We start from the raw sequence: 21,111 nt of genomic DNA, 5'->3' as shown, positions 1-21,111 counted from the left end.
CATGGATCAGTACTGCGTCATGGGCAACCCCGTCGAGCACAGCCGCTCGCCCCGCATCCACGCGCGTTTTGCCGAGCTCTGCGGCCAGCCCATGGCCTACGGCCGGCGGCTGGTGCCGATCGGCGCGTTTGCCGAAGGCATCGCCGCTTTCCGCAGCGAGGCCGCCGCGCAGGGCGACACCGCGCGCGGCTGCAACGTCACCGTGCCCTTCAAGTTCGACGCCGCCGCGCTCGCGCAGCACACCAGCGAGCGCGCCACGCTGGCGCAGGCCGTGAACACGCTGCGCTTCGAGGCCGACGGCGGCATCCATGCCGACAACACCGACGGCATCGGCCTGGTCAACGACATCGTGCGCAACGCCGGCGTGCCGCTGGCGGGCCGCTCGCTGCTGCTGATCGGCGCCGGTGGCGCTGCGGCGGGCGTGCTCGGGCCGCTGCTCGACGCGGGCGCCGCACGCATCGTGGTGGCCAACCGCACGCTCGACAAGGCCATCGCGCTGGTGCAGCGCCATGCCGCGCTCGCGCTGCGCCACGGCGCCACGCTCGAGGCCTGGGCGCTCGACGAAGTGCCCGGCGCCTTCGACGTGGTGGTCAATGCCACGGCCTCCAGCCTCGCGGGCGACGCGGTGCCCGTGAGCGCGCAGGTGCTGCGCCCCGGCGCGCTGGCCGTCGACATGATGTACGGCCCCGCCGCTGCAGGCTTCATGGCCTGGGCCGAAGCACACGGCGCGGTCGCACGCGACGGCCTCGGCATGCTGGTGGAACAGGCCGCCGAAGCCTTCGAATTCTGGCGCGGCGTGCGCCCGCCGTCGGCACAGGTGCTGGCCGAGCTGCGCGCCTCGCTCGCCGCCGGCGCATGAAGGGCCTGCTGCGCCTGATCGCCTGCCTCGTGGTGGCGGGCCTGGCGCTCGAACTGTTCTTCGTGGTGCGCATCGCGGCCATGGCGGTCGTCGATCCGCAGAGCACGGCCTTCCAGCGCTCCGAAGCCTGGCGCGTTGCGCTCTCGCAGGGCCGCGAGGGCGGATGGCGCCAGGACTGGGTGCCGTACACGCAGATCAACGACACCCTCAAGCGCGCCGTGATCGCGAGCGAAGACGCCGGCTTCGTCGACCACAACGGCGTCGAGTGGGAAGCCATCGAGCGTGCCCGCCAGCGCAACGCCCGCGCCGAACAGCTGGCCGCCAAGCGCATGGCGCGCGCGGCGGCGCGTGGCAAACCGGTGCAGCCGGCCCCGTTGCGCGGCGGCTCCACCATCACGCAGCAGCTCGCGAAGAACCTGCTGCTGTCGGGCGAACGAACCATGCTGCGCAAGGGCCAGGAGCTGGTGCTCGCCACGCTGCTCGAGGTGCTGCTCGACAAGCGACGCATCCTCGAGATCTACCTGAACAACGTCGAATGGGGCGAAGGCGTGTTCGGCGCCGAGGCTGCGGCGCAGTACTACTTCAAGAAGCCGGCGGCGCGCCTGAGTTCACACGAGGCCGCGCGCCTGGCCGTGATGCTGCCGAGCCCGAAGTTCTTCGAGCGGCGGCCCAATTCGTCGTACATCAACGGGCGGGCATCGACGATCGTGGCGCGGATGTCGGCGGTCGACCTGCCCTGAACTTCCGCACCGCCGCTTCCACCGCCAGCACGGCGACGAAGCCGATCGCGTAGGCCACCACGTCCCACCAGTCGGCGGTGGCGCCGAGCACGATGCGCAGCGCGCGGTTCGGAATGTGCAGGTGCCACGCTGACGCGAGGAACTGCCCCAGCTCCACCAGCAGCCCCACGCCGAAGGCGGCCAGCGCGAGCGGCAGCACGCGCGCGGCGACGAAGGTCTTGAACACCACGTACACCCACGCCACGGCCAGCACGTCGCCGAAGAAACTTCGCACCCAGCCCCAGCGCGCGCCGACGGTGGCCAGCAGCACGAGCAACACAAAGAGGGCCACCGCCCACGCCAGGGAAAGAAGATCGAAACGCCATCGCATGGCCCGTATCATCGCCTCCATATGCTGGCAAAGCTCACAGGTTGGTTGCTGCTGGGAATCGTCCGATTGCTCACCGGTGCGCAGGCGCGCTGGTACGGCTGTCCGCCGAAAGCCGAGCAGCGCATCTACTTCGCGAATCACCAGAGCCACGCGGACCTCGTGATGATCTGGGCCGCGCTTCCCGAAGAACTGCGCAGCATCACGCGGCCGATCGCGGCGCGCGACTACTGGGCCAACACGCCGTTCAAGCGCTGGATCACGACGGAGGTGTTCAACGCGGTGTATGTGGAGCGTGCGGCCACGGCGCCTGCGACGGCAGCAACACCGGTTGCGCCACCGCCGCCTGAGGTGCGGCCACCCGCGGCGTCCAATGCACCGGCCGAGCGCATCGAGCCTTCGATGGAACCGCTGCTGCCGATCGAAACGATCACCGTCGCCGAGGCGCCGCAAGAAATCCAGGGCCAGCTCGACCTTCCCGCGCCCCCGCCCCCGCCTCCACCACCGGTCGCTCCGCCGCCCGTCATCGAACCCGAAGCACCAGTCGCCGCACCCGAGCCGCCCGCCGCCGACCCGCTTGCACCGCTCATCGACGCCCTGCGCAGCGGCGACTCGATCATCATCTTCCCCGAAGGCACGCGCGGCCACACCGGCGAGCCGCAGAAATTCAAGTCGGGCCTGTACGCACTGGCGACGATGTTCCCCGACGTGGTCCTTGTGCCGGCCTGGATCGACAACGTGCAGCGCGTGATGCCTAAAGGTGAGATCGTGCCCGTGCCCATCCTGTGCTCCGTCACCTTCGGCGCCCCGATCCGCGTCGAAGAAGGCGAGGAGCGCCGCCCTTTCCTCGACCGCGCGCGTGCCGCCGTGATCGCTTTGCGCGACGTCTGAATATGCCCCCCCACGCTCATCACTTCGTGTATTCGCTGCCCCCTGAGGGGGCGCAGACCTCCCTTGGGGCGGCCCGGCGGGAGGCCTGAAGGTATGAACCAGTTCCTGCGCAGCCTCAGCCCGACCGAACAGGTCGCGGCCCTTTTCCTGATCGTCTTCGGCCTGCTCGTCATCGTGAGCACCACCGTCTTCTTCCTGAGCTTCAAGGAGCGGCGCAACCCGGTGCACGACGAGTCGTGGCAGGCCGAGCTGGCGCATGTGCGCGCGCTGCTCGGCACCACGTGGTTCATGGTGATCGTGTTCTGGATCGGCTGGGCGCTGGGCGAAACGGTGGCCACCGTGCTGTTCGCGCTGATCTCGTTCTTTGCGCTGCGCGAGTTCATCACGCTCTCCCCGACGCGGCGCGGCGACCACCGCAGCCTGATCCTCGCGTTCTTCGTGGTGCTGCCGATCCAGTTCTGGCTGGTGGCCACGGCGCGCTTCGACCTGTTCACGGTATTCATCCCGGTCTACGTGTTCCTCGCCATTCCGGTGGCGAGCGCGCTGGCGAACGACCCGAGCCATTTTCTGGAGCGCAACGCCAAGCTGCAGTGGGGCATCATGGTCTGCGTGTACGGCATGAGCCACGTGCCCGCGCTGCTGCTGCTGACCTTTCCGGGCTACGAAGGCAAGAGCGCGTTCCTCGTGTTCTTCCTGGTGTTCGTGGTGCAGACCTCGGTGCTGGTGCAGCACCTGATCTCGCGGCGCATGCAGCGCACGCCGTTTGCGCCCAACGTGAGCCGCAGCTTCAACTGGACCAGCTGGGGCATCGGCATCGTGGTGGCCAGCCTGGTCGGTGCGCTGTTCTCGTTCATCACGCCGTTCAAGTTCGGGCAGGCGCTCGCGGTGTCGATCATTGCCTGCGTCGCGGGCTCGATGGGCCACCTCGTGATGAAGGCGCTCAAGCGCGACCGCGGCATTCCGAACTGGGGCCAGAAGGGCGTAGGCGTGACCGGCGCCAACGGCCTGCTCGACCGCGTCGATGCGCTGTGCTTCGCGGCGCCGATCTTCTTCCACTCGATCCGCTGGTACTTCAACGTCTGAAGCACCGGGCGGCGGGCGGTCACGCCTTGCGCCGCACCACCCGATCGAAGGCCTGCTTCGCGCGCCGTCCCAAAGCCTTCGTCTTCAGCGCCTGAAGCTCACGCTTGAGCCGCGTGCGCTGCTCGGCCGACAGCGCGGTGCCGAAGCGCCCCAGCGCCTGTTCGAGCGCCTCGCGCTGCGCCGCCACCCGCCCCTGCCGGCCTTCGGCCTCGGCCAGCCATTCGCAGGCATTGGCGACGCGCTCGCGCAAGGCCGCGTCGCCCGACTCGCCGAAGCGCGCGATGAGCAAGCGGTAGGCCTTGGCCTGGCCCGGCAGGTCGTCCATCTTGTCGAAGGCCTTGGCCTTGTTGATCATCGACTTGGCGGCCCACAGCTGCAGGGCGCTGTCCCGCGCCATCGCCGTGCGCGCGATCACCTCGTCGTAGCTGACCACGGCCTCGGCGAACCGGCCCGCGCGGCGCAGCACGGCGCCCTTGCGAAACAGCGCGCCGGCCACGCGCGCGCGCAGGTCGGCCAGCTCGGAGTTGCCCCAGCGCGCGACGATCTCGTCGTGCACACGCATCTCGTCCGCCGGCCGCGCGAGGCGGTCGAGCGCGGTGCTCTTGTATTGCAGGCACAGCGCCACCTGCGACTGCATCTCGGTGGAGGCATCGGCGCCGTAGCGCGCGTCCATCGCGTCGGCGGCCTCGACAACCTCGGCGAACTGTTCGAGCGCCAGCAGGCAGAAGGTCTTGTGCGACAAGGCGCGCGCGCACTGGCGGCGCATCAGCGGGTGCGGCGAGGCGGCATGCGCCGCGAGCACCTCGTCGAACAGCGCGATCGCTTCGCGCGATGCGCCCGCGTCGCCGAGCTTGCGGCCTTCGCGGACGGTGTCGCACGCTGCATCGAAGCGCTCGGGCAGCTCGCCGGCCTCGAGGCCGCCGGTCTTGCGCAGCCGCTTCAGGCAGGCCTCGCGTCCCGCCGTCGCCTTCACGCGCAGCTCGCGCAGTTCGGGTGTGGCGCCGTCGCGCGACACCGCGACGAGTGGCTCGTACACCGCGAGCGCGGCCTCGGGCCGCCCGAGCAGATCGAGCAGCACGAAGCCCTTGTGCAGCAAGGTGGTGGCCACGGTGCGCTGCACCACGGCGTCGCCGTCACGCGCGAAAGTGCCGAGCAGGCGCTCGCAGGCGGCCAGCGCGGCATCGCCGTCACCCTGGTCGCGCAGCCCCACGGCCCAGTCGTGGGCGCGCATGGCCGCGAGGCGACGCACCTGCGCAGAGGCGTCGTGGCCGTAGCGGTCGAGCAGCCAGCCGACCAGTTCGGCGCGGCGCGCGACCTCGTCGAGCCCGAGGCCGTCGAAGAACAAGGCCAGCGCGCGCACGCCTTCCAGCCGCAGCTCGGGCGCGGCATCGGCCAGCCCGGTCTCGATCTGGTCGGCCACCTGCAGGCACAGCACCTGGGCCTGGGTGTGCTGCGCCAGCTCGCGCAGGTTGAGCACCGTGGCCAGCCGGGCCCGCGCCACGCGCAGGACCACGCCGGGATCGGTGTCACCCTCGAAGCGTTCGATGGCTGCGTCGAGCGTGGCCAATGCGTCTTGCGGCAGGCCGCGGTGGTGTTCGATCTCGGCCTTGAGCAGGCGCGCGTCGAGCCGCCACATATCGAGCGCGGCATCGGCCTGCGCATCGAGCTGTTCGCTCATGAAGTCGCAAGCCTCGCAACGCGCGGCGGCGTCGTCGATGAGCCAGGTGCGCTGATAGAGCGCGTGGGCGATGTGCGCACGGATCTCGGGCTCGCTGCGCTGGCCGTGCGCAGCGACGAGGCGGTCGAGCGTGGCCAGCGCGTCGGCCGGGCGGTGCAATTGGCGCAGCACGTGCGCGAGCAGGCGCAGCGCCTGGCAGCAGGGCACGACCACGGCGGCGTCGGGCAGTGCGCCGAACTCGGCGATCAATTGGCTGCAGGCGGCGATCGCCTCGCGGCGGCGGCCGAGGTCGCTCCACAGCTCCGCCTGGCGAAAGCTCGCGGCGGCGCGTTCGGCGGGAGGCTGCAGGCGCGTGATCAGGGACTGGGCGTCGTTCAGTTGCTTCAGTTGTTGTTCCGCGGAGGACTCGACTACATTCACCTTCGCTTCCTTGTGTGGCGCGCCTCGCGTGGAGCGGGGCGGAATGCAAGAACCGGGCGGATTCTGCCCGCGATACCCACGCATCCCGCACGAATTCGCGCCTTCTTCAACCTTCCTCACCCAGGCTTAGGCCTTTACGCTTCCTTTTCATGCGGATTCTCGGCATCGACCCCGGATTGCAGACCACCGGCTTCGGCGTGGTCGATGCGGACGGCCATGCGCTGCGCTACGTGGCCAGCGGCACCATCAGCACCCGGCACCTGGGCAGCGGCAACCTGCCGGCGCGCCTGAAGGTGCTGTTCGACGGCATCGGCGAGATCACGGCGCGCTACCAGCCCGATGCGTCGGCGGTCGAAATCATCTTCGTCAACGTCAACCCGCAGTCGACGCTGCTGCTGGGCCAGGCGCGCGGCGCCTGCGTGACGGCGCTGGTGAGCTGCAACCTTTCGGTGGCCGAGTACACGGCGCTGCAGATGAAGAAGGCCGTGGCCGGCCACGGCCAGGCCGCGAAGGCGCAGGTGCAGGAGATGGTGAAGCGCCTGCTCGACCTGCCCGGCCTGCCGGGCGCCGATGCGGCGGACGCGCTGGGCATCGCCATCACGCACGCGCAGGTCGGCCGTTCGATGGCGCGGCTCGCGGAAGCGGCCGAGCTGTCGAAGACGCACGCCGGCACCTACCGGCAAGGGCGTTCGCGCTGAGGACGTTTCAGCGCACGATGTAGCGCAGGTCGCCCAGGCGCTGGCGGCGTTCACGCACCTCAAGGGCCACGGCGTTCGCATCGCCTGCCAGCGCCCGCGCGATCCAGCCGGCCAGTTGCGGCATGTCCTCGGGCGTGAAGCCCAGCCGCACGATCTCGGGCACGCCCAGGCGCAGGCCGTTGATGTCGCCGTCGATCGGCGCGATCGGCAGGCCGATGCCGCAGGCCAACAGGCCGCCTTGGGCCAGCTGTTTCGCGGCGCGCTGCCCGCCGCCCCAGCGCGCGGCCTCGAGCGCGAACTGGTGCGACTGCGTGAAGCCGCGCGCCTTCGCGAACACGGGCAGGCCTTCGGCATCGAGCGCACGTGCGAGCGCCTGCGCGGTATCGCGCATCGCTGCCGCATAGGCCACGCCATGCACCTTCCAGTCGAGCAGGCCACGGGCCAGTGCGGCCGTTCGGCCTGCGTCCGAGTTGGCCGTGAGGCCGGGGTAGGCGATCGCGTCGATGCGCTCCATCAGCGCCGCATCGTTCGACACGATCAGCCCGCCGGCCGGGCCGCCCAGGCTCTTGTAGGTGCTCATGGTGATCGCATGCGCGCCCTCTTCGAGCGGCTGCGGCCAGGCCTTGCCGGCCACCATGCCCGAGAGGTGCGCGGCATCGAAGAGCAGCTTCGCGCCCACGCTGTCGGCCACCTCGCGGATGGCGGACACCGGGTGCGGGAACAGGTTCAGGCTGCCGCCGATGGTGATGAGCTTGGGCTTCACCTCGCGCGCGAGCTTGGCCAGCGCGACCACGTCGACCGAGTAGCCGTCGGCATCGACCGGCGCCGGCACGGTCTTCAGGCCGTAGAGCCCGGCCGCGCCCGCCGCATGGTGCGTCACGTGGCCGCCGATGGCGGGCGGCGGCGCGATGATCGTGTCGCCGGGCTGGCAGGTCGCCATGAACACGTAGAGGTTCGACAGCGCGCCCGAGCTCACGCGCACCTCGGCGAACCGCGCGCCGAACACCTCGGCCGCGAGCTCGGCGGCGACGACTTCGATGCGCTCGATGGCCTCCAGCCCCATCTCGTACTTGTCGCCCGGGTAGCCCAGCGACGGCCGCGAGCCGAGCCCGCGCGACAGCAGCGCCTCGGCGGCGGGGTTCATCACGTTGGTGGCGGGGTTGAGGTTCAGCCCGTCGACGTCGTGGAGGCGGTGGTTGTCGGCCACGAGGCGTTCGATCTCGGCGGCCACGCCCGCGGCGTCGCGCGCGGCGGCGTCGGCGGCAATGGCGAGCACGTGGTCCTCGCTGGCGGCGGGAACCCAGGAACGGCGGTGAAGGGCTGCGGGCATGCGGCGTCTCGCTGAGGAAAGGAATGACCGCATGGTCGCGCCCTGTGCCTGCGCCGGCAACACGGATAAACTGGGCCCGAGCCCTAGAAAAATTGGGCCTCCACCCCATGTCCCTCGCCCCACCCCGCCCTCGCCTGCCGCCGCACACGGCCGTGCGCGCCTTCGAGTCGGCAGCGCGCCACGGCAGCTTCGCGCGGGCGGCCGAAGAGTTGTTCGTGACGCCCGCCGCCGTCGCGCAGCAGATCAAGGCGCTCGAGACCTGGGCCGGCGGTGCGCTGTTCGAGCGGCACAGCCAGGGCATCCGGCTCAGCGCGCACGGCCGGCGCGCGTTGCCCGCGCTCAGTGCGGCGGTCGACCAGCTCGGCCTCGCGGTGCAGGCGCTGCGCCAGGAAACGCAGACCGCCGCGCGCCGCAGCACGCTGCAGGTGGCGGCCCTGCCGGCCATGGCACAGCTGTGGCTGTCGCCACGGCTCTCGCGGCTGAAGGCTGCGCTGCCCGGCGTGCAGGTGTCGGTGACGGCGCTGGAGCAGCCGCCGAACTTTCGGCGCGAACCCTTCGACCTCGGGTTGTTCTACGCACGCGACACAGAGGCTGCCGTCGGCGCAACGGGCATCCCGCTCGCGCGCGACCGCCTCGTGCCCGTGTGCAGCCCGCGCGTGCGGCGGTCGCTGGACAGCGGACGCCCGCGCCCGCTCGACGACCTCATCGACGTGCTCCCGCGCTGCGGCGGCCTGCACGACACGGTGTGGCGCGACGACTGGTCGCGCTGGCTGCAGGCCGTGCGCCCCGGCACCTCTTCAACCGAGGCCGATGCGCTGGCTGCCGGGCCCGATTTCTCGCTCTACAGCCTCGCGCTGCAGGCCGCGCTTGATGGCGAAGGAGTGCTGATGGGGCGCGAACGACTGGTGGCGCCGCTGCTAGAGAAAGGCCGGCTGCACGCGCCCTGGGGGCGGCCGAAGGCACTGGGAGACACGCTGATGTTGCTGGTGCCCGCGCACCGCAAGGGGCCGCTGCTGGCGCAGCAGGTGCAGGCGCTGCAGGCTTTGGTCGACTGAGGTCGATCATTGGCCGCGCGGTATTTTTCGTGAAACACCGAGGAACCGGCTTTGCCGGGCCTCTGGTGTTGCCCCCGGTAGGGGGTTGGCGCAGCGGACACGAAGTGCCGCGCAGCCTGGGGGCGAGCCAGATTACGCGACGCGCTCGGCGATGAGCACGGCGAAGAAGCCGAGCGCCGCAAGAATCGTCCACTTGAACACGACCCAGCCGAAGCGGCGGTACTTGACCTGCCCCGTGCCCGCATAGAACGCGAAGGACACGCCCGCCACCAGCAGAAGCAGCAGGATGGCCCAGCGAAAGAGAAGCATCTGGAAAAAGGCGCGCGCTGCTTACCAGGCCCGCGCCACTTCGCCGAAGCCGCGCGGCGCGCGCTTCTCGTCTTCGAAGGTCACGACCTCGTAGGCGTCGCTGTGCGAGAGCAGCTCGCGCAGCAGCTTGTTGTTGAGCGCATGGCCCGAGCGGAACGCGGTGTACGCGGCCAGCAGCGGCTTGCCGATGATGTACAGGTCGCCCATCGCGTCGAGGATCTTGTGCTTCACGAACTCGTCGTCGTAGCGCAGGCCACCGGCATTGAGCACCTTGGTGTCGTCCATGACGATGGCGTTGTCGAGGCCGCCGCCGAGCGCCAGGCCCTTGCTGCGCATGTACTCGACCTCTTTGGTGAAGCCGAAGGTGCGCGCGCGTGCGATGTCGCGGCTGTACGAGTCGGTGCCCAGGTCGAACTCCACGCGCTGGCCGGTGGAGTTGACGACGCGGTGGTCGAAGTCGATCTCGAAGCTCAGCTTGAAGCCGTGGTACGGCTCCAGGCTCGCCCACTTCTCGTTGGCGCCCTCGCCTTCGCGCACCTCGACCTTGCGCAGCACGCGGATGAAGCGGCGCGGCGCCTTCTGCAGTTCGATGCCCGCGCTTTGCAGCAGGAACACGAAGGACGAGGCCGACCCGTCGAGGATCGGCACTTCGTCGGCCGTGATGTCGATATAAAGGTTGTCGATGCCCAGGCCCGCGCAGGCGGACATGATGTGTTCGACCGTTTGCACCTTGGCGCCGCCCGTGGACACGGTGGACGCCAGGCGCGTGTCGGTGACCGATTCGGCGGTCATGCGGATCTCGACCGGCTCGGGCAGGTCGACGCGGCGGAACACGATGCCCGTGTCGGCCGGGGCCGGTCGCAGGGTCAGCTCCACGCGTTGGCCGCTGTGTAGCCCCACGCCCACGGCGCGGCTGATCGACTTGAGGGTTCGTTGTTGCAGCACGCCCATGATTTTAGGCGGGCTGCGACCTTGACGCCCTATTCCCCTGGCTATGGCCGCGATAGACATGGACCGGTCAAAAAAAGAAAACGCACACAAAAAAGCCGGGGAGCCCCCGGCGGTGGACGCAAGGGGCACGAGGTGGACGCAGCGCCTAGGGCCGGGGGTCAGTCCCTTTCAGGTCTTCCCCGTCCCCTTGCGAACCCTCGTGCCCTCTGCGTTCGGTGGCCTGCGGTCAGTCGGCCTGACGGCGCAGGAATGCAGGGATTTCGAAGTCGTCCATGCCACCCGACGACAGCGCGTCGACCTTGGCGGCGGCCATCGTGCGGTTGGTGCGCCACACGCTGGGCACGGCCATGCCGTCGTAGTTGGGCTGGCTGCCCGAACCACCACCCGCGTGGCCCATGCCGCCGAGCGTCGGCACGGTGAACGGGATGTTGTCGGTGCCGGTGCGGATCACTTCGAGCGTCGGAGCCTGGCGGCGTGCGTCAGCACGCGACAGACCCGTGGCCACCACCGTGACGCGCATCTGGTCGCCCAGGCTCTCGTCGTAGGCGGCGCCGTAAATCACGTGCGCGTCCGGCGAGGCGTAGGCGCGGATGGTGTTCATCGCGAGCTTCGACTCGTTCAGCTTCAGCGAACCCTTCGATGCCGTGACCAGCACCAGCACGCCCTTGGCACCCGAGAGGTCGATGCCTTCGAGCAGCGGGCAGGCCACGGCCTGTTCGGCGGCGATGCGCGCGCGGTCCGGGCCTGCAGCCGCGGCCGTGCCCATCATGGCCTTGCCGGGTTCGCCCATCACGGTGCGCACGTCTTCGAAGTCGACGTTCACGCCGCCGTACTCGTTGATGATTTCCGAGATCCCGCCGACGGCGTTCTTCAGCACGTCGTTGGCGTGCGCGAAGGCTTCGTCCTGCGTGATGTCTTCACCCAGCACGTCGAGCAGCTTCTCGTTGAGCACGACGATCAGCGAGTCGACGTTGGCTTCGAGCTCGGCCAGGCCGGCGTCGGCGTTGGTCATGCGACGGCCGCCTTCCCAGTCGAAGGGCTTGGTCACCACACCGACGGTGAGGATGCCCATTTCCTTGGCCACGCGCGCGATCACGGGTGCAGCGCCGGTGCCGGTGCCGCCGCCCATGCCGGCCGTGATGAACAGCATGTGCGCGCCGTCGATGGCAGCGCGGATGTCGTCCACCGCGGCTTCGGCCGCGTCACGGCCCTTCTCGGGCTTGCTGCCGGCGCCCAGGCCGCTGATGCCCAGCTGGATGTTCTTGTGCGCGTTGCTGCGTTGCAGGGCTTGCGCGTCGGTGTTGGCGCAAACGAACTGCACGCCTTGCACACCACGCTCCATCATGTGGGCGACCGCATTGCCACCGCCGCCGCCGACACCGATCACCTTGATCTGCGTGCCCTGGTTGAATTCTTCGACTTCGATCATTTCGATGGTCATTTCTAACTCCTTGAATATTGCAGTTGCCGTTATGTATCTATGAATATTTCTTCTGCCTGACGTGATCAACGGGATCGCCGTCGCGATGGTGGACCGGTGCGTCGCCATCGCTCGTTGAAATGCAGCGGAGGACCCGCGCGTGCGAGCCAGAGTGGGGAGTGGTTCATGGTCAGAAGTTCCCCACGATGAAGTCCTTGAAACGTCCGAACGCAGTCTTTACGGACCCGTTCTTCTGTGCGACCTTGAAACCACGCATGCGTGCAAAACGTGCCTCCTCGAGCAGGCCCATCACGGTGGCCGCGCGCGGCTGCGCCACCATGTCCGAGAGCGCGCTCGAGTACTTCGGGATGCCGCGGCGCACGGGCTTCAGGAAGATGTCTTCACCGAGCTCGACCATGCCGGGCATGACGGCGCTGCCGCCGGTCAACACCACGCCGGAAGACAGCACTTCCTCGTAGCCCGACTCGCGCACCACCTGCTGCACCAGCGAGAAGATTTCTTCGATGCGCGGCTCGATCACGCCGGCAAGCGCCTGCTTGCTCAACATGCGCGGGCCGCGATCGCCAAGGCCGGGGACTTCGACCTGCGATTCAGGGTCGGCCAGCAGTTGCTTGGCGTAGCCGTGCTCGACCTTGATGTCCTCCGCGTCCTTGGTGGGCGTGCGCAAGGCCATCGCGATGTCGCTCGTGATGAGGTCGCCGGCGATCGGGATCACGGCCGTGTGGCGGATCGCGCCGTTGGTGAAGATCGCCACGTCGGTGGTGCCCGCGCCGATGTCGACCAGCACCACGCCGAGTTCGCGCTCGTCTTCGGTGAGCACCGCCTGGCTCGAGGCCAGCGGATTCAGCATCAGCTGGTCGACCTCGAGGCCGCAGCGGCGCACGCACTTGATGATGTTCTCGGCCGCGCTCTGCGCGCCGGTCACGATGTGCACCTTGGCCTCCAGGCGCATGCCGCTCATGCCGATCGGCTCCTTCACGTCCTGGCCGTCGATCACGAACTCCTGCGGCTCCACCAGCAAGAGGCGCTGGTCGCTCGAGATGTTGATGGCGCGCGCCGTCTCGACCACGCGGGCCACATCGGCGGGCGTGACTTCCTTGTCCTTCACCGCCACCATGCCGCTCGAATTGATGCCGCGGATGTGGCTGCCGGTGATGCCGGTGTAGACGCGGCTGATCTTGCAGTCGGCCATCAGCTCGGCTTCTTTGAGCGCCTGCTGGATGCTCTGCACGGTGGCGTCGATGTTCACCACGACGCCGCGCTTGAGGCCGTTGCTGGGCGCGATGCCCAGGCCGGCCAGCTTCAGCTCGCCGCCTTGCAGCACCTCGGCCACGACCACCATCACCTTGGCGGTTCCGATGTCCAGGCCTACGACCAGGTCTTTGTATTCTTTGGGCATGTAGATGTCCTCGGTATTCGCTACTTGATTTTTCTTGGGGCCTCGGGCGAGACCGTGGTGACGCCGCGCAGCCGCAGGGCATACGCGTCGTTGTGGCGCAGATCGGCGCGTTCGACGTCGGCCACCGTGCGGCGGTACTGACCCGCGACCTGCGTCACGGTCTTCAGGAACCGCTGCAGGCGCGCCGACACCTCGTCGCTCTGGCCACGGCCGAGTTCGATCTCGGCGCCGTTGTCCAGCAGCACCTTCCAGCTGCCGCGGCTGGACAGCCGCAGCTCGGCGATGTCGAAGTCGTAGGGCTCGAACATCGGCGCCAGCACGCGGTACATGCCCAGCACCTGCCCGGCCTGCTCGATCGGGCCGTCCAGGCGCGGCAGGTCGCCGTCGACCTCGGCCACGTTGGCCTCGAACACGTCGCCGAAGCCGTTGATCAGCTTGGAGCCGGCCTCCTCGCCCCACACCGCCACGGGCACCTGCTCGGTCAGCGTCACGCGCAGCTTGTTCGGGAACTCGCGCCGCACCACCGCGCTGCGCACCCACGGCACTGTCTCGAAGGCGGTGCGCGCACGCGCCAGGTCGATGGTGAAGAAGTTGCCCTTCAGCTGCGGCGCCACGTTGGCGCGCAGCGTGACCGCGTTGTTGTGCGTCACCTCGCCGTCCACCTTGATGCCCGAGATCGGGAAGAAAGGCTGGCGCAGCACCCACCACGCGCTCGCCGCCAGCAGCATGAGCGCCACCAGCACGAACGCAACGTTCGCGACGATGTTCATCAGCTTGACGTCAAAAGGAGCGGGGATGCTGTCGGCCATGGCTTAGTTCGCGCCTCCCTTGGCATCGAGCGATGCGGACGCCAGCACGCGCACGCACAGCTCTTCGTAGGGAATGCCCGCCGCGCGCGCCGACATCGGCACCAGCGAATGGCTGGTCATGCCGGGCGAGGTGTTCATCTCGAGCAGGAAGGGCTTGCGGTCGCTGGCGCGGATCATCACGTCGGCGCGGCCCCAGCCGCGGCAACCGAGCGTGTGGTACGCGGCCAGCGTGATGCGCTGGATCTCGCGTTCCTCGGCGTCGGGCAGGCCGCTCGGGCACTGGTACTTCACGTCGTCGGTGAAGTACTTGTTCTGGTAGTCGTAGGCGCCCTCGGGCGCGGCGATGCGCACCACCGGCAGCGCGCGTGCATCGAGGCCCTGGCCGAGCACGGCGCAGGTCACTTCTTCGCCGTCGATGAACTCTTCGCACAGCACGTCGGCATCGAACTTGGCCGACAACGCGACGGCGTCCTGCATCTGCGAGTAGCCCTCGACCTTGGTCACGCCGATGGACGAGCCCTCGCGCGGCGGCTTCACGATCAGCGGCAGGCCGAGCACGTCGGGCACCACCATGACCTGCTCGCGGCTTTGCTGGTCGAAGGCCAGGCGCACGTACTTGGGCGTCGGCAGGCCGTCGGCCTGCCAGATGCGCTTGGTCATGACCTTGTCCATCGCCACGCTCGAGGCCATCACACCCGAGCCGGTGTAGGGAATGCCGAGCAGCTCGAGCGCGCCCTGCACGGTGCCGTCTTCGCCATGGCGGCCATGCAGCGCAACGAAGCAGCGCGCGAAGCCTTCGCGCTTCAGGTCGGTGAGTTCACGCTCCGACGGGTCGAACGCATGCGCGTCGACGCCGCGCGAACGCAGGGCCTGCAGCACGCCGGCGCCGGACATCAGCGACACCTCGCGTTCGGCGGAACTGCCGCCGAACAGCACGGCGACCTTGCCGAAAAGATGTGGTTCCTGAAGGCTCACGAGGCCCTCCCCTTGCGCGCGGTGCGCTCTGAAGTTGTTGATGAGGGGGGGGGCGACGGCACGACAGCCGCGCCGAGTTCGACCACCTTGCCCGGCACGGCGCCGATGGAGCCTGCGCCCATGCACAGCACCACGTCGCCCGCGCGGGCGTTGTCCAGGATGGTCTGCGGCAGCGCGGCGATGTCGTCCACGAACACCGGCTCGACCTTGCCGGCCACGCGCAGCGCGCGCGCCAGCGACCGGCCATCGGCGGCCACGATGGGTGCTTCGCCTGCGGCATAGACCTCGCCCAGCAGCACCGCGTCCGCCGTGCCGATGACCTTCACGAAGTCTTCGAAGCAGTCGCGCGTGCGGGTGTAGCGGTGCGGCTGGAAGGCCAGCACCAGCCGGCGGCCCGGGAAGGCGCCGCGCGCGGCGGAAATGGTGGCCGCCATCTCGACCGGGTGGTGGCCGTAGTCGTCGATGACGGTGAAGCGACCGCCGGCCGTGTCGTTCGGCACGGCCACGTCGCCGTAGCTCTGGAAGCGACGGCCCACGCCCTTGAAGCCTTCGAGGCCGCGCTGCACGGCCTCGTCGGGAATGCCAAGCTCGACCGCCACGGCGATCACCGACAGCGCGTTGCGCACGTTGTGCTCACCCGGCAGGTTCAGCACGATGGGCAGATCGGGCAGCGTCACGCCGTTGCGGCGCTGCGCGGTGAAATGCATCTGGGCGCCGACGGCGCGCACGTCGATGGCGCGCACCTGGGCGTCTTCGCCGAAGCCGTAGCTGGTGACCGGGCAGGTCACGTCGGCCACGATGTCGCGCACCGCCGGATCGTCGGTGCACAGGATGGCCACGCCGTAGAACGGCATGCGGTGCAGGAAGTCGACAAAAGCTTTCTTCAGCTTCGCGAAGTCGTGCCCGTAGGTCTCCATGTGGTCGGCGTCGATGTTCGTGACCACCGCCATCACGGGCAGCAGGTTCAGGAACGAGGCATCCGACTCGTCGGCCTCGACCACGATGTAGTCGCCGCTGCCCAGCTGCGCGTTGGCGCCGGCGCTGTTCAGGCGACCGCCGATCACGAAGGTCGGGTCGAGCCCGGCGGCGTCGAGCACGCTCGCCACCAGGCTGGTGGTGGTGGTCTTGCCGTGCGTGCCGGCGATGGCGATGCCCTGCTTCAGGCGCATCAGCTCCGCGAGCATCAGCGCGCGCGGCACGACCGGAATGCGCTTCTCGCGCGCGGCCAGCACCTCGGGGTTGTCCGACTGCACGGCGGTGGACGTGACGACCGCGTCCGCGCCGTCGATGTGCGCGGCGGCGTGGCCCACGAAGGTGCCGATGCCCAGGCCCGCGAGGCGGCGCAGCGTGGCGCTGTCCGACAGGTCGGAGCCCGTGATCTTGTAGCCCAGGTTCAGCAGCACCTCGGCGATGCCGCTCATGCCGGAGCCGCCGACGCCGACGAAGTGGATGTGACGGATCGCGTGCTTCATTTCGCGAGCTCCTCGCAGGCGCGGACGACCGCGTCTACAGCGTCGGTCTTCTGCAGGGTCTTGGCCTTCTGGGCCCGGTCGATCAAGGTCGCGCGTTCGGTTGTCTGTAGCAAATCAGCCAGCAATTCAGGGGTGAGGTCGGTCTGTTGCACCAGCCAGCCGCCGCCCGCGTCCACGAGGAAGCGCGCGTTGGTGGTCTGGTGGTCGTCGACCGCCGAGGGGAAAGGCACGAACAGCGCTGCTGCGCCGACGGCCGCGATTTCGGTGACGGTGCTGGCACCGGCGCGCGCGACGATGAGGTCGGCCTCGGCGTACGCCTGCGCGGTGTCGTCGATGAAGGGCGTGAGTTCGCCCTCGACGCCGGCCGCCGCGTAGTTGGCACGCAGCTCGTCGATCTGCTTGGCGCCGCTCTGGTGCAGCACCTGCGGGCGAAGGTCGGGCGCGATGCGCGCCAGCGCCTGCGGCACGACGGTGTTGAGCGCACGCGCGCCGAGGCTGCCGCCGACCACCAGCAATTTCAGCGGACCCGTACGGCCCGCGAAGCGCGTGGCCGGATCGGGCTGCGACGTGAACGCCGCGCGCAGCGGATTGCCCACCCACTGCGCCTTCTTCAGCACGTTCGGGAAGGCGGTGAACACGCGATCGGCCACGCCCGCCAGCACCTTGTTGGCGAGGCCCGCGACCGAGTTCTGTTCGTGCAGCACCAGCGGCTTGCCCATCAGCACGCCCATCATTCCGCCCGGAAAGGTGATGTAGCCGCCCAGGCCCACCAGCACGTCGGGCTTCACGCGGCGCACCACGCCCAGGCTTTGCCAGAAGGCGCGCAGCAGCTTCAGCGGCAGCAGGAACAGCGTGAGCGGGCCCTTGCCGCGCACGCCGCCGAACTGCACCGGCTCGAAGGCGAAGCCGCGCGGGGGCACGAGTTTTTCTTCCATGCTGCCGGGCGCGCCCAGCCAGTGCACGCGCCAGCCGCGCTCGCGCAGGGCCTCGGCCACGGCCAGGCCCGGGAAGATGTGGCCGCCTGTGCCGCCTGCCATGACCAAAGCAGTGCGCGTCATACGCGACCTCCCCGCATCAGCACGCGGTTCTCATAGTCGATGCGCAGCACGACAGCCAGTGCCACGAGGTTCATCAAGATCGCCGAACCGCCGAAGCTCATCAGCGGCAGGGTCAGGCCCTTGGTCGGCAGTGCGCCGAGGTTCACGCCCATGTTGATGAAGGCCTGGAAGCCGACCCACACGCCCACGCCCTGCGCCACGAGGCCCGAGAACACGCGGTCGAGCGCGATGGCCTGGCGGCCGATGTGCATGATGCGGCGCGTGAGCCAGAGGAACATGCCGATGATCAGCAGCACGCCGACCAGGCCGAACTCTTCGCCGATCACGGCGAGCAAAAAGTCGGTGTGCGCTTCGGGCAGCCAGTGCAGCTTCTCTACGCTGCCGCCCAGGCCCACGCCGAAGATCTCGCCGCGCCCGATGGCGATCAGCGAGTGCGACAGCTGGTAGCCCTTGCCCAGCGCGTGCTCTTCGCTCCACGGATCGAGGTACGCAAAGATGCGCTCGCGGCGCCACGGGCTGCTCGCCACGATGGAGCCGAAGGCCACCACCACCAGCGTCGCGATCACGAAGAACATGCGCGCGTTCACGCCGCCCAAAAACAGGATGCCCATGGCGATCACGGCGATGACCATGAAGGCGCCCATGTCGGGCTCGGCCATCACCAGCATGCCGACCACCACCACCGCGATGCCCATCGGCAGCACGGCGCGAAAGAAGCGCTCCTTGATCTCCATCTTGCGCACCATGTAGCTGGCGGCGTAGAGCACCATCGCGAACTTGGCCAGCTCCGACGGCTGGAAGCGCATGAAGCCCATCGGCAGCCAGCGGCGCGCGCCGTTCACGTTGATGCCGATGTGCGGAATGAGCACCGCCACCAGCAGCAGCAGCGAGGCCACGAAGAGCCAGGGCGCGGCGCGCTCCCAGGTCTTCATCGGGATCTGGAAGGTCAGCAGCGCGGCGATGAACGCGATGACCAGCGAGGCCGCGTGCCGTGTGAGGAAGTACGAGGCGCCGTAGCCTGCGCGCGCGAAGCGCGGGTTGTCGGGCAGCGCGATCGAAGCCGAATACACCATGACCAGGCCCCAGGTCAGCAGCGCGACCGTGACCCAGACCAGTGCCTGGTCGAAGCCCAGCACGCGCATCGGCGTGGCCTTGGTCTGCGCGACGCCGGCGCCGCCCAGCCGCACGGGCAGGTGCACGGGCAGCGAATCCATGCCGCTGCGGGCGCGCCGGAACCAGCCGCCGAAACGGCTGCCGGTGCGGGTTTCCTGGCCTGCGGCTGCGGAGTTCAAATCGGGTCCTCCATCGATCCGGCGGTGGACAGCGACGCGCCGGGCACGTACGACACCACCGCGTTGTCGCCACCCACGGCCTCGCGCGGGCTGTCGGCGTAGGCCTCGACGGCCTCGCAGAACACCTCGGCGCGGTGCGCGTAGTCCTTGAACATGTCGAAGCTCGCACAGGCCGGTGACAGCAGCACGGCATCGCCGGGGTGGGCGCGCGCGGCGGCGAGCTTGACGGCTTCTTCCATCGAGCCCGCGTGCTTCAGCGACACGCCGGTCGTGGCCAGCGCGGCCTCGATGAGCGGGGCGTCGCGGCCGATGAGCACGACGGCGCGCGCGTACTGACGCACGGGGTCGGCCAGCGGCTCGAAGTCCTGGCCCTTGCCTTCGCCGCCGAGGATCACGACCACGCGGCGTTCCTCACCAAGACCGCTCAATGCGGCCACGGTGGCGCCGACGTTGGTGCCCTTGCTGTCGTCGAAGAACTCGACGTCGTCCACGATGGCGATCGGTTCGACGCGGTGCGGCTCGCCGCGGTACTCGCGCAGGCCGTAGAGCATGGGGCCCAGCGGGCAGTCGGCGGCGCTGGCGAGCGCGAGCGCGGCCAGGGCGTTCATGGCGTTGTGGCGGCCGCGGATGCGCAGCGCGTCGGCGGGCATGAGGCGCTGGAAGAAGATCTCTTCTTCGACCACCGCGCCGCGCTTGCGCTTCTGCGTTTCGTCGGCTTCCAGCGCGCGCACCAGCCACGAAACGCCATTGATGCGCTCGATGCCATAGTCGCCGGGGCGCAGCGGCATCGCGCCGCCGAAGGTGACATGGGTGCGGATCTGCGGACGCTGCAGCTTCACGCGAACGGGCGGCGGCAGCATGGCCATCACGCCGGCGTCGTCGCGGTTCAGGATCATCAGGCCCTTGGCGCCGAAGATGCGCGCCTTCGCGGCCGCATACGCCGGCATGTCGCCATGCCAGTCGAGGTGGTCCTGCGTGAGGTTGAGCACGGTCGCGGCCGTGGGCTCGAAGCCTTGCACACCGTCGAGCTGGAAGCTCGAGAGTTCGAGCACCCACACCTCGGGCAGCGTGTCGGCGTCGATGTGCGCGGCCAGCGTGTCCAGCAGCGTCGGGCCGATGTTGCCGGCCACGGCCACGGTCTTGCCAGCGCGCTCGACCAGCTGGCCGGTGAGCGAGGTGACGGTGGTCTTGCCGTTGGTGCCGCTGATCGCGAGCACGGCCGGCGTGTAGCCCTTGGGCGCTTCGGGCTCGGGTTCCGGCACGAGCACCATCTGGGGCGTGTCTTCCTCGACCGCAGCCGACGCCGGGTTGGTGGCGGACAGCTCGGCGATCGTGGCGACGAACGCGGCGGCCTCCAGCGCGGCCGTGGGCACGTAGGGCTTGCCGGGGGGCGGGAGCCGGGAGAGGCTGGCGGCGGTCGCGGGCGCGGGCGGCGCGTCGGGTGCGTCGGGCACGTCGGTGGTGGCGGCCGGTGCTGCGCCGTTTTCCGTGGCGGCGTCTTCGGCGACGACGTCTTCGGTCGGCGGCGTCACCGGCACGCTCAGCGACGCGTCGCGCGGCATGGCTTCGGCCATGGCGGGCGGCGTGGCGTCGACAGCTTCGGTCGGTTCGACGGGCGCGGCCGGCTCGGCTTCTGCGGCAGACGCATCGACTGGCAGTGCGGCTTCGATCGGCTCCGCCGTCGGCTCGGGGGCCACGGCGTCAGCGGGGGCAACAACGTCAGTTGCTTCAACAGGCGCAGCCGTTTCGGCTTCGCCTTCGACAGCCGCAGCAGCCTCCGGCGCAGGGACTTCCGGCGTCTCGACCACCGCAGCATCCACCGCAGGGGCTTCTTCGCTCAAGGCCAGCTCGGCCTGGGCCGGCGTTTCAACGACAGGTTCGGCCACGGCGGTTTCAACCGGCACGTCAGCCTCGACTTCCACCACCGGCACCTCGACCGTGCGCAGGTCGAGCAGCGCGCGCGCGAACAGGTCCAGCTCGCCGCCGACCACGAGGCCCACGGCCTTGGCGGCATCGACGACCGGCGCCAGCGTCGCGGGCGACAGGCCCGGCGAACGGAACACGGCGCGGATCGGCGTGCCTTCGACCAGCGCGGCCGTGAACGTTCCGCCGATGAAGCTCACGTCGGGCAGCTCGGCCTGCAGCGTTGCCAGCGAAGCCGGCGCCTCGCGCGTGTCGGCCACGGTCACGACCGCGCCGTGGCGCGCGCACCAGCGCGCCATCGCCAGCCCGGACGCGCCGAGGCCGAGGATGAGAACGGGGAGGTCTTTCAGGTGCCGCATGG

19 protein-coding genes are annotated in these 21,111 nt (G+C 69.5%); 6 read left to right on the top strand and 13 right to left on the bottom strand.

Features of this window, described 5'->3' with window-relative positions:
• The first annotated feature begins 1 nt into the window (after nucleotide 1).
• On the top strand, nucleotides 2-859 hold the full coding sequence (gene aroE, locus RZE79_RS04285) for a shikimate dehydrogenase (RefSeq protein WP_319359161.1): 858 nt from the start codon (nucleotides 2-4) through the stop codon (nucleotides 857-859).
• Nucleotides 856-1,599 carry a monofunctional biosynthetic peptidoglycan transglycosylase gene (mtgA, locus tag RZE79_RS04280; RefSeq protein ID WP_319359160.1) on the top strand — a complete coding sequence of 248 codons (744 nt, stop codon included), beginning with the start codon at nucleotides 856-858 and terminating at the stop codon, nucleotides 1,597-1,599. Before aroE ends, mtgA begins: the two co-directional genes overlap by 4 nt.
• Here mtgA and RZE79_RS04275 read toward each other — a convergent pair.
• On the bottom strand, nucleotides 1,544-1,981 hold the full coding sequence (locus tag RZE79_RS04275) for a DUF2809 domain-containing protein (RefSeq protein ID WP_319359159.1): 438 nt from the start codon (nucleotides 1,979-1,981) through the stop codon (nucleotides 1,544-1,546). The genes mtgA and RZE79_RS04275 overlap by 56 nt on opposite strands.
• A 9-nt stretch (nucleotides 1,982-1,990) precedes the next feature.
• On the opposite strand from RZE79_RS04275, the gene RZE79_RS04270 reads away from it, so the two are divergent.
• Both RZE79_RS04270 and RZE79_RS04265 read left to right on the top strand, forming a co-directional pair.
• On the top strand, nucleotides 1,991-2,857 hold the full coding sequence (locus tag RZE79_RS04270; RefSeq protein ID WP_319359158.1) for a lysophospholipid acyltransferase family protein: 867 nt from the start codon (nucleotides 1,991-1,993) through the stop codon (nucleotides 2,855-2,857).
• Between the two features lie 93 nt (nucleotides 2,858-2,950).
• Nucleotides 2,951-3,940: a phosphatidate cytidylyltransferase gene (locus RZE79_RS04265; RefSeq protein ID WP_101491192.1), complete on the top strand. Its 990-nt coding sequence runs from the start codon at nucleotides 2,951-2,953 to the stop codon at nucleotides 3,938-3,940.
• Nucleotides 3,941-3,959: 19 nt separating this feature from the next.
• Here the strand turns inward: RZE79_RS04265 and RZE79_RS04260 are convergent, their stop codons facing one another.
• Nucleotides 3,960-6,038 (bottom strand): hypothetical protein, encoded by a 2,079-nt coding sequence (locus RZE79_RS04260; RefSeq protein ID WP_319359157.1) that lies wholly within the window; start codon nucleotides 6,036-6,038, stop codon nucleotides 3,960-3,962.
• 149 nt (nucleotides 6,039-6,187) lie between these two features.
• On the opposite strand from RZE79_RS04260, the gene ruvC reads away from it, so the two are divergent.
• Entirely contained in the window at nucleotides 6,188-6,736 is a 549-nt protein-coding gene (ruvC, locus tag RZE79_RS04255; protein ID WP_319359156.1) for a crossover junction endodeoxyribonuclease RuvC, read from the top strand.
• A gap of 7 nt (nucleotides 6,737-6,743) precedes the next feature.
• Here the strand turns inward: ruvC and glyA are convergent, their stop codons facing one another.
• Nucleotides 6,744-8,066, bottom strand: coding sequence for an aminotransferase class I/II-fold pyridoxal phosphate-dependent enzyme (glyA, locus tag RZE79_RS04250; protein WP_319359155.1), 1,323 nt, complete (start codon nucleotides 8,064-8,066; stop codon nucleotides 6,744-6,746).
• 107 nt (nucleotides 8,067-8,173) lie between these two features.
• Here glyA and RZE79_RS04245 point away from each other — a divergent pair, with 107 nt between their 5' ends.
• Complete coding sequence (locus tag RZE79_RS04245) at nucleotides 8,174-9,121, top strand: LysR family transcriptional regulator (RefSeq protein WP_319359154.1); 948 nt, start codon at nucleotides 8,174-8,176, stop codon at nucleotides 9,119-9,121.
• 132 nt (nucleotides 9,122-9,253) lie between these two features.
• On the opposite strand, the gene RZE79_RS04240 is transcribed toward RZE79_RS04245, so the two are convergent.
• The 10 genes from RZE79_RS04240 to murD form a co-directional block, all read right to left on the bottom strand.
• Nucleotides 9,254-9,430, bottom strand: a complete 177-nt coding sequence (locus tag RZE79_RS04240; RefSeq protein ID WP_192194973.1) for a hypothetical protein — start codon at nucleotides 9,428-9,430, stop codon at nucleotides 9,254-9,256.
• Nucleotides 9,431-9,451: 21 nt separating this feature from the next.
• Complete coding sequence (gene lpxC / locus RZE79_RS04235; RefSeq protein WP_056575680.1) at nucleotides 9,452-10,375, bottom strand: UDP-3-O-acyl-N-acetylglucosamine deacetylase; 924 nt, start codon at nucleotides 10,373-10,375, stop codon at nucleotides 9,452-9,454.
• Between the two features lie 232 nt (nucleotides 10,376-10,607).
• Nucleotides 10,608-11,822, bottom strand: a complete 1,215-nt coding sequence (ftsZ, locus tag RZE79_RS04230; protein WP_099795080.1) for a cell division protein FtsZ — start codon at nucleotides 11,820-11,822, stop codon at nucleotides 10,608-10,610.
• A gap of 169 nt (nucleotides 11,823-11,991) precedes the next feature.
• Nucleotides 11,992-13,221 carry a cell division protein FtsA gene (ftsA, locus tag RZE79_RS04225; protein WP_056575685.1) on the bottom strand — a complete coding sequence of 410 codons (1,230 nt, stop codon included), beginning with the start codon at nucleotides 13,219-13,221 and terminating at the stop codon, nucleotides 11,992-11,994.
• 20 nt (nucleotides 13,222-13,241) lie between these two features.
• The gene (locus RZE79_RS04220) at nucleotides 13,242-14,030 is read right to left on the bottom strand and encodes a cell division protein FtsQ/DivIB (protein WP_319359153.1); all 789 of its coding nucleotides are present in this window, start codon (nucleotides 14,028-14,030) and stop codon (nucleotides 13,242-13,244) included.
• Nucleotides 14,031-14,033: 3 nt separating this feature from the next.
• The gene (locus RZE79_RS04215) at nucleotides 14,034-15,005 is read right to left on the bottom strand and encodes a D-alanine--D-alanine ligase (protein ID WP_319359152.1); all 972 of its coding nucleotides are present in this window, start codon (nucleotides 15,003-15,005) and stop codon (nucleotides 14,034-14,036) included.
• On the bottom strand, nucleotides 15,002-16,477 hold the full coding sequence (gene murC / locus RZE79_RS04210) for a UDP-N-acetylmuramate--L-alanine ligase (protein ID WP_319359151.1): 1,476 nt from the start codon (nucleotides 16,475-16,477) through the stop codon (nucleotides 15,002-15,004). Before murC ends, RZE79_RS04215 begins: the two co-directional genes overlap by 4 nt.
• On the bottom strand, nucleotides 16,474-17,535 hold the full coding sequence (murG, locus tag RZE79_RS04205) for an undecaprenyldiphospho-muramoylpentapeptide beta-N-acetylglucosaminyltransferase (RefSeq protein WP_319359150.1): 1,062 nt from the start codon (nucleotides 17,533-17,535) through the stop codon (nucleotides 16,474-16,476). The genes murC and murG overlap by 4 nt, the downstream gene beginning before the upstream one ends.
• Nucleotides 17,532-18,827 carry a putative lipid II flippase FtsW gene (gene ftsW / locus RZE79_RS04200; protein ID WP_373696535.1) on the bottom strand — a complete coding sequence of 432 codons (1,296 nt, stop codon included), beginning with the start codon at nucleotides 18,825-18,827 and terminating at the stop codon, nucleotides 17,532-17,534. The genes murG and ftsW overlap by 4 nt, the downstream gene beginning before the upstream one ends.
• A complete protein-coding gene (gene murD / locus RZE79_RS04195) occupies nucleotides 18,824-21,109 on the bottom strand; it encodes a UDP-N-acetylmuramoyl-L-alanine--D-glutamate ligase (RefSeq protein ID WP_319359149.1) in 2,286 nt (761 codons plus the stop codon). Before murD ends, ftsW begins: the two co-directional genes overlap by 4 nt.
• Between the last annotated feature and the right edge of the window lie 2 nt (nucleotides 21,110-21,111).

The sequence above is a fragment of the Variovorax sp. EBFNA2 genome, from assembly GCF_033802765.1.
In the GTDB taxonomy this organism is placed as follows: domain Bacteria; phylum Pseudomonadota; class Gammaproteobacteria; order Burkholderiales; family Burkholderiaceae_C; genus Variovorax; species Variovorax paradoxus_H.
This window is presented reverse-complemented; position numbering and strand designations above follow the sequence as displayed.